Raw genomic sequence first — 12,849 nt, 5'->3', positions numbered from 1 at the left:
ATCTTGGTGCGATCCTCGCATTAGAAGCAAAGCGACGAAAAGCGGGGCAAAGCAGCACAGCGTATCTACGATTACCGCTTCCGCACGCACTGCCGATTGGTTTGATGAACTACCGCGCCGGCGCGCGAAGCGCCGCCGGAAGAATGACTGCCTTGTCACCAGGGTGGAGTGTGCGACAGCACCGATTCCAGATGCACCACTACCCCCTCCAAGCCAGGGGACCCGCTTAAGAATTAGCGGTGGTAAAGCGGCTTTCTTTGCCTACTTTCTTTGCCGCGGCAAAGAAAGTAGGTTGCCGCCCCGCACAGGGGCAACGCTAATAGACCACCGTGAATTCAAGGAAAGGCCAACACCACCAAACACACGGCTAGAAAAACAAAAAGCCCCTCAAGTCGCCCATATCCGCAACGGCGCCGCCTCCACCCCATGCACAACCGGCCGCATCTGCAACCAGCACCGAATCAAAGCCTGCTGCAGCGTTTCCATCGACCGCGAAACCGCCCGCACGAGCAGCACCCCTGAAGTGACACAAGAAGCTGCCGCCCGCAGCGAATCATCAAAGGGAAGCTGAGCGGTGAGCATTTCAGCAAGCACGTCATCGCAAGCTTCCCCAACGGCCCAAAGCGTCCCATAAGCAGGAAACCCAGCCAACCCTTGCGCCACATCGCGCAGCGCATCCCCCGCCGCAAGATTTGCGCGTTCGAGCCACAACAACTCCCCGTCGGCGCCTACGATCCGCGACACCGCGCGCAAGCTGCCGTCCGACCACCGCTCACCGGCTGCCTGCCGCCCAAGCTGCGTAGCATCCCATCCAATCGCAGTCGCACCTTCACTCAGCGTCAACGAAAAATCCAGCTTCGCATTGGCGTGATCAAAAACGATATTGTTCTGCGGCAGCCAGTCGAGCTTCGCCCGCTCGCCGACGCGCACGGCAATATGCTGCTGCGCGGTTCGTCCATTGGACTTGTACCACTTGGTCGCACCTGGCGTAGTGATCACCGCATGAGCACCAGCGCCGACATCGACTGTGATACCCAACTGATCGCCGCCCGCGATTCCACCGGGTGGATGCACGATCACCGCGTGGCAGATCGCGTGGCCTTCAGGATATAGCGGTCGTTGCACGCGCAACGGTCCGTCGTGCAGCCGATGTTTGAGCGCAGTGCGCTCGCCATCCTTGACGAACCCGAGTTCGAGACGCGCGCGCCATGGCGAATGCGCACCAGCCTGAGCGGCGGCTAACGTGACATGATTTTCGTGAACCGACATGCGATTGAAATGCGACCAAACGGAGAAAGGCAAAGCGTGCCTGCGCACGTGAGGCAACGTTCAAGCGCGTTGCCACAGGTTGCGCCGAGAATAGCACGCCGCCTGGCGGTGGGTACTGATCACACGGCGATCAGCGCGCGTACTCCATCCGCATCCATATTCGCGCCTTCGCCACCGGCGACGATCTCACCGCGGCTCATCACCCAATACCGATCGGCGATATCTTTGGCGAAGTCGTAATACTGCTCTACGAGCAACACCGTCATGCCCATTTCCTCGACCAGTTGCCGCAGCGTGCGGCCGATGTCCTGAATGATCGACGGCTGAATACCCTCAGTGGGCTCGTCGAGTATCAGCAATTGCGGCTCGCTCATCAACGCGCGTCCAATCGCAAGCTGTTGCTGCTGACCACCCGACAGATCACCGCCCCGGCGGCTGCGCATGTCCCTGAGCACCGGGAACAGTTCGTAGATGCGCTCGGGGATCGCCCTGGGCGCTTTCCTGCTCGCGGCGCCCACCAGCAGATTTTCTTCCACGGTCAGCCGTGGAAAAATATCGCGGCCCTGCGGCACATAAGCGAGGCCCTTCTCCACACGCGAGTAAGTCGGCAGTTTGGTGAGTGGCGTGCCTCGCCAGGCGATCGAACCACTCTTCGTCGGCACGACACCCATCAGGCAGCGCAGCAGGGTGGTTTTGCCGACCCCGTTGCGGCCGAGCAGGACGGTGAGCTTGCCGTCGGGCACGGTGAGCTTCACGTCGCGCAGAATGTGGCTGCCGCCGTAGTACTGGTTCAGGTTTTCTACTTCTAGCATGTCTGTTCGACCCTTTGTTTCAGCGGCTCTTCATCGATTCACTCATCGACCCAGATACGATTCGATAACCGTCTCGTCGCGCTTCACTTCGTCGAGTGTGCCGTGGGCGAGCACTCGCCCTTCGGCCATCACGGTCACCTTGCCCGTCTCGCCCGACAGCGCGGCCACGAACTCCATATCGTGCTCGACGACCATCATCGAGCACGTGCCGCGCAGGCGATTGAGCAACTCGGCCAATTGCATGGTTTCGTCGTCAGTCATGCCGGCGGCCGGTTCGTCGAGCAACAGCAACGCCGGCTGCTGCATCAGCAGCATGCCGATTTCAAGCCGCTGCTTCTGGCCATGCGAGAGTTCTCCGGCGAGACGCAATGCTTCGTCCTCCAGACCGATCAGCGCCAGCGTCTCCTCGATGCGCGCCTGCGCCTCGCGATCCAGATGCGCGCGTAACGAGGCCCACCAGCTCTTGTTTGCCTTCATCGCCAGTTCGAGGTTTTCCCACACGGGATGCTGCTCGAACACTGTGGGCTTTTGAAACTTGCGCCCAATCCCCGCGCGCGCGATGGAAGGCTCATTCATCCGCGTCAGATCAATCGATTGTCCGAGGAACACCTTGCCTGAATCCGGTGCCGTCTTGCCAGTGATGACATCCATCATCGTCGTCTTTCCCGCGCCGTTCGGACCAATGATGCAGCGCAGCTCGCCGGCGTCGATGGAAAGCGTCAGCGCGTTCAACGCGCGAAAGCCGTCGAAGCTCACCGTCACGTCGTCGAGATACAGGATCGTGCCGTGCGAGATGTCGATCTCGCCGGGCACGACCGCGTGCCCCATGCTCGCGACGCCGCTCAACGAGGTCTCGGCGAGGTCTTCCGGTAAAGCCAGATCAGGAACCATCGGGTTTTCATTCATGAGCGTTCCTCTTGCGCGTCACGACTTCGATCAGCCCCATGATGCCGTTCGGCAGGAACAGCGGGACCAGCACGAAAATCAGACCCAGAAAGAACAGCCAGTATTCAGGGAAATTCGCCGTGAAAAAGCTCTTCGCGCCGTTCACCGCGAAAGCGCCGATGATCGGTCCGATCAACGTGCCGCGTCCGCCCACCGCGACCCAGATCGCCATTTCGATCGAGTTGCCCGGCGACATTTCCCCCGGATTGATGATGCCGACCTGCGGCACGTACAACGCACCGGCGATCCCGCACAACACGGCGGACACTGTCCACACGAAGAGCTTGTACGCCAGCGGGCTGTAGCCGAGGAACATCAGGCGCGTTTCGCCGTCGCGCACGGCGGTGACCACGCGGCCGAGCTTCGAGGCGACGATTGCGCGCGCGCCGATGAACGCGAGGATCAGCACCGCGAACGTGATCAGCAGAAGGGCGGTGCGCGTGCCCGGATGCGTGATCGGAAACCCGCCTATGCGCTTGAAGTCGGTGAAGCCGTTATTGCCGCCGAAGCCCGTTTCGTTGCGATAGAACAGCAGCATCGCGGCGAACGTCATGGCCTGCGTGATGATCGAGAGGTACACGCCCTTCACCCGCGAGCGGAATGTGAAGAAGCCGAACACCCACGCGACCACAGCCGGCACGAGTACCACCAGCAGCAGCGCGTAGCCGAGATGCTGCGTGCCTTCCCAGTACCACGGCAATTGATGCCAATCCAGAAACACCATGAAGTCGGGCAGGTCGCTGCCGTACTTGCCGTCGTGGCCGATGGCGCGCATCAGATACATGCCGATCGCGTAGCCGCCCAGCGCGAAGAACAATGCGTGGCCGAGGCTCAGAATGCCGCAGTAGCCCCACACGAGGTCGAGCGCCAGCGCGGCTATCGCGTAGCACATGAACTTGCCGGCGATCGTCATTGCGTACGCGGACAGATGCAGCGCGCTCGTTTCCGGCACCACCAGCGTGGCGAACGGCACGCCGAGACCGACCGCGATGATCAGCGCGATCAGTGCAAGCCACGCGCGCCGCGACAGCAGCGCCGGGCGTGGCGGCAGGCCGAGCGCGAAGCCCGCTTGCGCGTGGCGTCCGGAAATCGAGCCGCCGCCGCTTGCGCCGACGAGAGTCGATGAGCTTGGCGACGAATTCGCCGGTGAAGTGGCAGAAGTCATCTCATGCCTCCGCGCTACGGCCCTTGAGGGCGAACATGCCCTGCGGACGCTTCTGGATGAACAGCACGATCAGCACCAGCACCGCGATCTTCGCGAGCACCGCGCCCCAGAACGGTTCGATCGCCTTGCTGACGAGCCCGAGCCCGAAGCCGCCGATCACCGTGCCGGCCAGCTGACCTACACCGCCGAGCACGACCGCCATGAACGAATCGATGATGTAGCTCTGGCCGAGGTCCGGTCCGACATTGCCGATCTGCGACAGCGCGCAGCCGCCCAACCCGGCGATGCCCGCGCCGAATGCGAACGCATACGAATCGACTCGCGCCGTCTTCACGCCGACGCAGGCCGCCATGCGCCGGTTTTGCGTGACGGCGCGCACGAACAGGCCGAGACGCGTCTTCGTCAGCACGGCCCATGCGATGCCGACCACGATTAGCGAGAACGCCAGGATCGCGAGCCGGTTGTACGGCAGGATCAGATTGGGCAGGACGGTGACGCCGCCGCTCATCCATGAAGGGTTGGCCACCTGCACGTTCTGCGCGCCGAACAGCATGCGGGTGGCCTGAATCAGGATCAGGCTGACGCCGAAGGTGGTCAGCAGCGTTTCGAGCGGACGCCCATACAGATGCTTCAACACCAGCCGGTCGAGCACGATGCCGACCAGTCCCGCCGCCGCGAACGATGCCGGCACCGCGAGCAGCGGATACCAGTCGAACGCGCCGGGCGCGAAGCGCTGAACGAGGTTCTGAACGACATAGGTGGCGTACGCGCCGATCATCAGGAATTCGCCGTGCGCCATGTTGATGACGCCGATTAGCCCATACGTAATCGCAAGACCTAAAGCGGCGAGCAGCAGCACGCTGCCGAGCGACAGGCCCGCGAATAGCGTGCCGGCGATCTGGCTGCGCCGCTGGATCGCATCCAGTTCGTCGATGCCGCCTTGCGCGGCGGCGCGCACGCGGTCGTCCGCTTCCGCGAAGCTACCGTCCGGCTTCTTCGCGACGAGCGGCCGCAGCAGTTCGTTCATATCGAGATCGTGCCGCGCGGCGACCAGTTGCACGGCTTCGAGACGTTTGGCCGGGTCGGTGTCGTGCAAGGCGGTCATCGCCCAGAGCGTGTCGAGGCGCTTCTTCAGCGCCGGATCGGTTTCCTTCGCGCGTGCCGCGTCGACGAGCGGCTTGATCGACGGATCGGGGTTTTGCAGCAGCGCCGCAATTGCGGCTTCGCGCGTGGCCTTGTCCGGCGAGTCGAGTTGCAGGCCGGACAACGCGCCGGCCACTTTCGAGCGCAGCAGATTGTTCAGCGTGACCGGCTGCGCGTCGCCCGCGGCGACGGTCTTGCCGGTGAGTGCATCGCGCGCGGTGTCGCCGTCTTGCAGCAGCACGGCGCCCGAGTCGGTGGCGAGCGCGCTGTCATCCGATAGAGCCTTGAGCACCGCGAGCGATGCCGGGTCATGAAGGGCGATCAGCTTGTCGATGGCCGCGGATTTGGCGTCGAAGTCGTCGCCCGCGAGCGGCGCGAGATCGGCCGGGGTCAGCGCGAAGGCGGCCAGCGGTGCAGCCGCGAGCATCACCAGCGCGACACCGGCGATGCCGCGCCGCGCGGCCCCTCGTGCGAGTGACCGTGCGAGTGTTCGTGCGGAGTTGAGGATTGAAAACGCCATGATGGCCTTTGAAGAAAAACCGGCGGCGCGGCGCGGCATCGAGGCAAGCGCCGTTGCCGCACCGTCGGGTTGCTGCGCGCGAAAGTCGTGCCACAGGGGGCTGGATGCCGGGTCCCGGCACGAACACGAGCCCGGTGGGCGCATCCGTCGCGGGATTGCAATCGACGTGTTACGGCGGCTGACATCGCCGCCATGACGCGCCGCCCTGTCAGGCCACTCGCGAGCGCTTCAGGAACGCCGGGATCGAGCTGACCACGTCCGGCTTGCCCGCATTGCCGGCGATGAACGGGCTCCACGGTTGCGCGCGCACCGCGGTCTTGGTCCGCCACACCACGTTGAACTGGCCGTCGGCGCGCACTTCGCCGATCATCACCGGCTTGTGCAGATGGTGATTGCCGTCCATCTCCAGCGTGAAACCCGACGGCGCCGCGAACGTCTGGCCGACCATCGCCACGCGCACCTTGTCCACGTCCGTGCTCTTGGCTTTTTCGACGGCCTGCTTCCACATGTGGATGCCGACGAACGTCGCTTCCATCGGGTCGTTGGTCACGCGCTTGGCGCCGCCCGGCAGATTGTTCTGCGCGACCCACGCGGCCCACTGTTTCTTGAACTTCTCGTTGGCCGGGTTGCGCAGCGACATGAAGTAATTCCATGCTGCGAGGTTGCCGACCAGCGGCTTCGTATCGATGCCGCGCAGTTCTTCCTCGCCCACCGAGAACGCGACGACCGGCACGTCCGACGCCTTCAGCCCCTGGTTGCCGAGTTCCTTGTAGAACGGCACGTTCGAGTCGCCGTTCACCGTGGAGATGACCGCGGTCTTGCCGCCTTGCGAGAAGGTCTTGATGTTCGCGACGATGGTCTGGTAGTCGCTATGGCCGAACGGTGTGTAGACCTCCTGAATGTCGGCTTCCTGCACCCCCTTGGATTTGAGGAAGGCGCGCAGAATCTTGTTGGTCGTGCGGGGGTACACGTAATCGGTGCCCAGCAGGAAGAAGCGCTTGGGGCCGCCGCCTTCCGCGCTCATCAGGTATTCGGTGGCTGGAATGGCTTGCTGGTTCGGCGCCGCGCCCGTATAGAAGACGTTGCGCGACATTTCCTCGCCTTCGTACTGCACCGGATAGAACAGCAGGCCGTTCAGTTCCTCGAACACCGGCAGCACCGACTTGCGCGACACCGAGGTCCAGCAGCCGAACACCACGGCGCACTTGTCCTGCGTGATCAGCTGGCGTGCTTTCTCCGCGAACAGCGGCCAGTTCGATGCAGGGTCGACCACGACCGGTTCCAGCTGACGGCCCATGACGCCGCCATTCTTGTTGATGTCCGCGATGGTCATCAACGCGGTGTCCTTCAGCGATGTCTCCGAGATTGCCATCGTGCCCGACAGGGAATGCAGAATACCCACCTTGATCGGACCGCTGCCGGACTGTGCCTGAGCAAACGGCACTTGACCCGCAAGCGCCAAGGCGCCCGACATGGAACCGAACTTCAACAGACTGCGACGTTTCATGTATATCCCCTTGCCATTGATGGTGACTGTTTATGGGCGTCGATTTCAGACAGCAGGCCTTATCCCGCATAACTTGCCGCACGAGTACTGCAAGCGACATGCCATGTGGCTGATTCGAGCTGAGCGGCGGGAACGGCATGCTGTGGCGCGGCCGGCTGCCGACCCGGGCGATGGGGGCAGGGCGCAAAAGTGGTGCAGGATCGGGCGGCGCGCCTTGTTCGGGTGCGTGCCGCGCCGCAACGAAGCGTGTCTGTCCGCCAGCGGGCGCCGGCGGTGCATGGCCGCCGCCCCTTTGTGCATGGCCTGCTTCGAGAAGGGTGTGTTGACGCGCTATACCGGCGACATGCTGGCGTTGCAGCCGTTGTTGATTGTCGAGGCGGCGCGGATCGAAGCGATCTGTGGGACGGTGGCGGAGGTGCTAACGGAAGTGGAGTAGGCCGTCGCTTCCTGACGATATCTCGTTCAGATTGCAAAACGGCCGGCGTGGTTGGCGCCGGCCGTCATGTTGTATGGCGATCGCTGCTGAGGTTTCAGCAGGCCTGGGAGATCAGTAGGTCGGCACAGACGGATCGACCTGACGCGACCACGCGTCGATGCCGCCTTGCAGATTGAAGACGTTGGTATGGCCGCGCGATTCGAGGAACATCGCGACCTGGGCGCTGCGCGCGCCATGGTGGCAGACGCAGACGATTTGCGCGTCGTCGTCGAGTTCTTCGCTGCGTGCGGGAATCTCACGCATGGGAATCAATACGGCGCCGGCGATCGACGCCGTCTGGATTTCCCACGGCTCGCGCACGTCGAGCAGTACGGGCGCGGGACGCGAAGTGTCGGCGAGCCATTCGGCGAGCGCCGGAGCGGTCAGATTTTGCATGAGCAGGCGAATTAGAACTTGAAACGCGACGGCTGCACGGCGTTGACGAGCGGTTCGATATACGTTTCGAACACGTCGGCAACGCGGTACTGCTTCTCGTCGATGCGCGTGATGATCTGCGCCTTCATGACGGGCGCGGCGCCGACGAACGCCGCCAGACGGCCGCCGATCTTCAGGTGATCGAGCAGTTCCTGCGGCAGCACCGGCAGGCCACCGGACACGCAGATCACGTCGTACGGCGCGGCGCCGGCCCAGCCACGCGAGGCGTCGCCGGTGGTGACTTCGGCGTTCAGGACGCCGTTGGCGATCAGGTTGTTGCGGGCCAGTTCCGCCAGTTCCGGTTCGATGTCGACCGTCAGCACGTGCTGCGCGCGGTGCGCGAGCAAGGCTGCCATGTACCCCGAACCCGCGCCGATTTCGAGCACGCTTTCGTGCTTCTTCACCGCCAGTTCCTGCAGCACGCGCGCTTCAACGCGCGGCGCCAGCATATGCTGGCCGGCCGGCAGCGGCACTTCGAAGTCGGCGAAGGCCAGATCGCGATAGGCGGCGGGGACGAAGTTTTCACGCTTGACGATCGAGAGCAGATTCAGCACGTCCTGGTCGAGCACTTCCCAGGGGCGGATCTGCTGTTCGATCATGTTGAAACGCGCTTGCTCGATGTTCATGGTGGGGTCGGCAGTATGGTTTGCGAGTCTTGCGATTTGATTTGATTTGCCACTGACCGGCGGCCTCTGGCGGAAGGCTGGGCGCACGAGGCCTGTCAGGGTAACTGCGGGATTGTACCAAATGACTGTGCCAATCCGCGCCCTCGCGGGCAGCCCGTCGCGTGGCGCCGGCCGCACCTGGCCGTACCTGGCAGAAGCACCCCGGGCTGCGGCGCTCCCAACTCCGTGTTAATCCCTAGGGATCCGTCCTTGCGATTCCCGCCTCGATCGTCCAAAAATGTAATCGATTACATTTTGAGGCGGGCTTACGTGTCCAGATCGTCGTCCAAGGCGGGCCCCGCGGGGTCGTCCAGCGTGCTGTCCCAGCCATCTGCGCAAGCCGGCGGCCGGCCCTCGCGCGACGCGGCCGAAGGCATCTCGATTGCCGGCGTGGCCGAGCAGGCGGGCGTGTCGGTGGCCACGGTGTCGCGCGTGCTGAACGGCCACGAGAACGTGCGGCCCGCCACGCGCGACAAGGTGCTGGCCGCCATCGACGCGAGCGGCTATCGCGTCAACGAACTCGCGCGCAATCTGCGCACGGCCGAGAGCCGTCTGCTGCTCACCATGGTGCCGGACGTGGGCAATCCCTTTTATGCGGAGATCGTGCGCGGCATCGACAGCGTGGCGCGCCAGCACGGCTATTTCATGCTGCTGTGCGACACGGGCGCGGATCCGGGCCGCGAGCGCAGCTACTTCGACCTGCTGCGGCGCCGTCGCGCGGACGGCGCCATCTGTCTCGATCCCGACACCATCCAGCAGGCGCTCGGCGAGGCCTCCGGTGCGCTGCCGTGGGTCGCGTGCTGCGAGTTCGACCCGGCGATGGGCGTGCCCTATGTGGGCATCGACAACTACCGGGCGGCGGGGGACGCGGTGCGGCATCTGCTCGCGCGCGGCCATCGCCGCATCGGGCTCATCAATTCCGATGTCGGCTATCTGTACGCGCGGCAGCGTCAGCAGGGCTATCTGGACGCGTTGAACGAAGCGGGCATCGAACCGGACCCGCGCTGGCGCATGAACCTGAATAGCCTCGACTACGAAGCCGGCGCATCGGCGGCGGCCACGCTGATGAATCAGTCCCACGCGCCGGACGCGATATTCGCGGTGTCCGATACGCTCGCGATCGGCGTGATCCATGGCTTGCGCAGTGTCGGCAAGCGTGTGCCGGACGATGTCGCGGTGGTCGGCTTCGACGATATCTCGCTGGCCGCGCAAATCGATCCGCCGCTCACCACCATCGCGCAGCCCATGCGCGAACTGGGCGAAACCGCCGCGCGTCTATTGTTGCAGCGGCTCGCCAATCCTTTGACCAACGTGCCGGGCGTGCTGCTGCCGCACCGGCTCGTGATTCGCGGGAGCGCCTGATTCATGAGCCTCGCGATCCGTTTCGACGACATCCGCAAAGACTTCGGCCCGGTGCGCGTCTTGCACGGCGTGAGCTTCGAGCTGGCGCCGGGGCGCATCTACGGTCTGCTCGGCGAGAACGGCGCCGGCAAATCCACGCTGATGAAAATCCTCGCCGGCTATGAGACGGCAACCTCGGGCACCTTGCTCGTCGACGGACACATGCGGCAGTTCGCCGGTTCGCGCGACGCGGAAGCTCAAGGCATCGTGCTGATCCACCAGGAGTTCAATCTCGCCGAGCATCTGACGATTGCGCAGAACATGTATCTCGGCCACGAGAAGCGCCGCGGCTGGTTCGTCGACGACGCGGCGGTGCGCGCCGATGCCGCCCGCTATCTCGCGCAGGTCGGCCTCGACAAAGCGCCGGACACGAAGGTGCGTGACCTGATCGTGGCGGAAAAGCAGATGGTGGAAATCGCCAAGGCGCTGTCGCGCCGCGCGCGCCTGCTCATCATGGACGAGCCGACCGCCACGCTCACGCCCGCTGAAACCGAACGCCTCTTCACGCTGATGGCGAAGCTCAAGGCCGACGGCGTGACCCTCGTGTATATCTCGCACAAGCTCGACGAAGTGGAGCGCATCACCGACGAAGTAATCGTGATGCGCGACGGGCGCTTCGTCGCCCGCGGCGCAACCTCCGGACTCGCGCGGCAGCAGATGGCGAACCTGATGGTCGGGCGCGACGTGTCAGACATGTTCCCCGAGAAAGTCACGGTGTTCGCCGCCGCGCCCCAGGCGTTGAAGGTGGAAGGCCTCACCGTGCCGCAATGGGTGGACGACCTGAGCTTCGAGGTGCGCGCGGGCGAAGTGCTCGGTTTCGCGGGCCTGGTGGGCGCGGGCCGCACGGAAGCGTTCGAAGCGATTCTGGGCTTGCGCAAGCGCACGGCGGGGCGGATCGAAATCGCCGGCCAACCAGTGCATCTGAAAAGCCCACGCGACGCGATGCGCCACGGTCTCACGTATCTGAGCGAGGATCGCAAGGGCAAGGGCTTGCATGTGAACCTGAGCCTGCAGGACAACGTCACGCTCATGACGCTCGAACGCTACGCGCATCCGCTGCTCGATCTGAAGGCGGGGCGCGCGGCGCTGACGAAGGCCGTGAGCGAATTCGGCATCCGCACCGGTGACCTGTCGAGCCGCGCGCGCATGCTGTCCGGCGGCAATCAGCAAAAGCTCGCGCTCGCCAAGTTTCTGCAGCCGGAGCCGAACGTGATCGTGCTCGACGAGCCGACGCGCGGCGTCGACGTCGGCGCGAAACGCGACATCTATTTTCTGATTCAGCGCCTCGCCGCCCAAGGCCGCGCGGTGATCGTCATTTCATCCGAACTGATCGAGCTGATCGGCTTGTGCCACCGCGTCGCCGTGATGCGCGCGGGGCGCCTGCAAGCCACGCTGTCGCTCGACCATCTGACCGAAGAGGAGTTGATCGCCCATGCGACCGGCACACACTGAGACCGTGCAACACGGCCGCGCTTTGCGCTTCGCGCACCGGCTGTATGCGCTCGGGCCGCTCGCCGGGCTGATCGTGCTGTGCATTGTCGGCACGCTGCTCAACCGCGATTTCGCCACGCTCGACAACCTGATGAACGTGCTCACACGCACGTCGTTCATCGGCATCATTGCGGTCGGCATGACCTTCGTGATCATCTCGGGCGGCATCGATCTCTCGGTCGGCTCGATGGCCGCACTGATCGCGGGCAGCATGATCTGGCTGATGAACGGACTCGCGGCGGGCGTCGGCGGCCACACGCTCGCGCCGCTTCTGATCGTGACGCTCGGCATCGTGTTCGCGCTCGTGCTCGGCGGGCTGTTCGGCTGCGCGCACGGCTTGCTGATCACGAAGGGCAGGATCGAGCCGTTCATCGTCACGCTAGGCACGCTCGGGATCTTTCGCGCGGTGCTCACGTGGCTCGCCGACGGCGGCGCGCTCACGCTCGATAATTCGCTATCCGATCTATATGGCCCGGTCTATTACGCGAGCCTGTTCGGCGTGCCGGTGCCGATCTGGGTGTTCCTCATCGTGGCGGCGGGCGGCGCGCTGATCCTCAATCGCACCGCGTTCGGCCGGCACGTACAGGCCATCGGCTCGAACGAACAGGTCGCGCGCTACGCGGCGATTCGCGTCGATACGGTGAAGATCATCACGTATGTGCTGCTCGGCATCTGCGTGGGCGTCGCGACGGTGCTGTACGTGCCTCGGCTCGGTTCGGCCACGCCGACCACCGGCCTGCTGTGGGAGCTCGAAGCGATTGCCTCGGTCGTGGTGGGCGGCACCGCGCTCAAGGGCGGCGAGGGGCGGGTGATCGGCACGGTGATCGGGGCGATCCTGCTCTCGGTGATCGCCAACATTCTGAATCTGACCAGCATCATCAGCGTGTATCTGAACGGGGCGGTGCAGGGCGTGGTGATTATCTTCGTGGCGTTCGTGCAACGCGGGCGGAGGTAGAGGTGGCGCTTCACATAGCAACAACGGCGGGTTGAAAACCGGGGCGCTTGAACGCCTCACCATTGG

General features: G+C 64.2%; 12 protein-coding genes. 4 read left to right on the top strand and 8 right to left on the bottom strand.

The features are described 5' to 3' along the window. Window positions 1-387 precede the first annotated feature (387 nt). The 6 genes from A6V37_RS38570 to urtA all read right to left on the bottom strand — a co-directional run bounded on the left by A6V37_RS38570 (window position 388) and on the right by urtA (window position 7,361). Complete coding sequence (locus A6V37_RS38570) at window positions 388-1,269, bottom strand: urease accessory protein UreD (protein WP_064268999.1); 882 nt, start codon at window positions 1,267-1,269, stop codon at window positions 388-390. A 119-nt stretch (window positions 1,270-1,388) separates the two neighbouring features. Beyond that, the gene (gene urtE / locus A6V37_RS38565; protein WP_064269000.1) at window positions 1,389-2,081 is read right to left on the bottom strand and encodes an urea ABC transporter ATP-binding subunit UrtE; all 693 of its coding nucleotides are present in this window, start codon (window positions 2,079-2,081) and stop codon (window positions 1,389-1,391) included. A gap of 42 nt (window positions 2,082-2,123) precedes the next feature. Beyond that, complete coding sequence (urtD, locus tag A6V37_RS38560; protein ID WP_064269001.1) at window positions 2,124-2,987, bottom strand: urea ABC transporter ATP-binding protein UrtD; 864 nt, start codon at window positions 2,985-2,987, stop codon at window positions 2,124-2,126. Next, window positions 2,980-4,191 carry an urea ABC transporter permease subunit UrtC gene (gene urtC / locus A6V37_RS38555; protein ID WP_064269002.1) on the bottom strand — a complete coding sequence of 404 codons (1,212 nt, stop codon included), beginning with the start codon at window positions 4,189-4,191 and terminating at the stop codon, window positions 2,980-2,982. The genes urtD and urtC overlap by 8 nt, the downstream gene beginning before the upstream one ends. 1 nt (window position 4,192) lies before the next feature. After that, on the bottom strand, window positions 4,193-5,854 hold the full coding sequence (gene urtB, locus A6V37_RS38550) for an urea ABC transporter permease subunit UrtB (RefSeq protein ID WP_064286959.1): 1,662 nt from the start codon (window positions 5,852-5,854) through the stop codon (window positions 4,193-4,195). Between the two features lie 208 nt (window positions 5,855-6,062). Then, a complete protein-coding gene (gene urtA / locus A6V37_RS38545; protein WP_064286955.1) occupies window positions 6,063-7,361 on the bottom strand; it encodes an urea ABC transporter substrate-binding protein in 1,299 nt (432 codons plus the stop codon). Between urtA and A6V37_RS38540 the strand changes: the two genes are divergently transcribed. Then, complete coding sequence (locus tag A6V37_RS38540; protein WP_131799890.1) at window positions 7,327-7,797, top strand: hypothetical protein; 471 nt, start codon at window positions 7,327-7,329, stop codon at window positions 7,795-7,797. The genes urtA and A6V37_RS38540 overlap by 35 nt on opposite strands. A gap of 111 nt (window positions 7,798-7,908) precedes the next feature. On the opposite strand, the gene A6V37_RS38535 is transcribed toward A6V37_RS38540, so the two are convergent. Further along, the gene (locus A6V37_RS38535) at window positions 7,909-8,232 is read right to left on the bottom strand and encodes a rhodanese-like domain-containing protein (protein WP_064269005.1); all 324 of its coding nucleotides are present in this window, start codon (window positions 8,230-8,232) and stop codon (window positions 7,909-7,911) included. Window positions 8,233-8,243: 11 nt separating this feature from the next. Beyond that, window positions 8,244-8,897, bottom strand: a complete 654-nt coding sequence (locus A6V37_RS38530; RefSeq protein ID WP_064269006.1) for a protein-L-isoaspartate O-methyltransferase family protein — start codon at window positions 8,895-8,897, stop codon at window positions 8,244-8,246. Between the two features lie 309 nt (window positions 8,898-9,206). On the opposite strand from A6V37_RS38530, the gene A6V37_RS38525 reads away from it, so the two are divergent. The 3 genes from A6V37_RS38525 to A6V37_RS38515 are packed head-to-tail and all read left to right on the top strand — an operon-like array spanning window position 9,207 to window position 12,783. Continuing rightward, entirely contained in the window at window positions 9,207-10,298 is a 1,092-nt protein-coding gene (locus A6V37_RS38525) for a LacI family DNA-binding transcriptional regulator (RefSeq protein WP_064269007.1), read from the top strand. Window positions 10,299-10,301: 3 nt separating this feature from the next. After that, window positions 10,302-11,789, top strand: coding sequence for a sugar ABC transporter ATP-binding protein (locus A6V37_RS38520; protein ID WP_064286954.1), 1,488 nt, complete (start codon window positions 10,302-10,304; stop codon window positions 11,787-11,789). Next, window positions 11,770-12,783 carry an ABC transporter permease gene (locus tag A6V37_RS38515; RefSeq protein ID WP_064286953.1) on the top strand — a complete coding sequence of 338 codons (1,014 nt, stop codon included), beginning with the start codon at window positions 11,770-11,772 and terminating at the stop codon, window positions 12,781-12,783. Before A6V37_RS38520 ends, A6V37_RS38515 begins: the two co-directional genes overlap by 20 nt. Window positions 12,784-12,849: the final 66 nt, after the last annotated feature.

It is taken from the genome of Paraburkholderia ginsengiterrae, assembly GCF_001645125.1.
Classification (GTDB): domain Bacteria; phylum Pseudomonadota; class Gammaproteobacteria; order Burkholderiales; family Burkholderiaceae; genus Paraburkholderia; species Paraburkholderia ginsengiterrae.
Note: the sequence above shows the minus strand (reverse complement) of the source record. Positions and strands in the feature narration are given on the sequence as shown.

What these genes read in the sequence shown, in the direction of transcription:
- A6V37_RS38570 (WP_064268999.1), bottom strand. Translation starts at nt 1,269, where the DNA reads ATGTCGGTTCACGAAAATCATGTCACGTTAGCCGCCGCTCAGGCTGGT.
- urtE (WP_064269000.1), bottom strand. Translation starts at nt 2,081, where the DNA reads ATGCTAGAAGTAGAAAACCTGAACCAGTACTACGGCGGCAGCCACATT.
- urtD (WP_064269001.1), bottom strand. Translation starts at nt 2,987, where the DNA reads ATGAATGAAAACCCGATGGTTCCTGATCTGGCTTTACCGGAAGACCTC.
- urtC (WP_064269002.1), bottom strand. Translation starts at nt 4,191, where the DNA reads ATGACTTCTGCCACTTCACCGGCGAATTCGTCGCCAAGCTCATCGACT.
- urtB (WP_064286959.1), bottom strand. Translation starts at nt 5,854, where the DNA reads ATGGCGTTTTCAATCCTCAACTCCGCACGAACACTCGCACGGTCACTC.
- A6V37_RS38540 (WP_131799890.1), top strand. Translation starts at nt 7,327, where the DNA reads ATGGAACCGAACTTCAACAGACTGCGACGTTTCATGTATATCCCCTTG.
- urtA (WP_064286955.1), bottom strand. Translation starts at nt 7,361, where the DNA reads ATGAAACGTCGCAGTCTGTTGAAGTTCGGTTCCATGTCGGGCGCCTTG.
- A6V37_RS38535 (WP_064269005.1), bottom strand. Translation starts at nt 8,232, where the DNA reads ATGCAAAATCTGACCGCTCCGGCGCTCGCCGAATGGCTCGCCGACACT.
- A6V37_RS38530 (WP_064269006.1), bottom strand. Translation starts at nt 8,897, where the DNA reads ATGAACATCGAGCAAGCGCGTTTCAACATGATCGAACAGCAGATCCGC.
- A6V37_RS38520 (WP_064286954.1), top strand. Translation starts at nt 10,302, where the DNA reads ATGAGCCTCGCGATCCGTTTCGACGACATCCGCAAAGACTTCGGCCCG.
- A6V37_RS38515 (WP_064286953.1), top strand. Translation starts at nt 11,770, where the DNA reads ATGCGACCGGCACACACTGAGACCGTGCAACACGGCCGCGCTTTGCGC.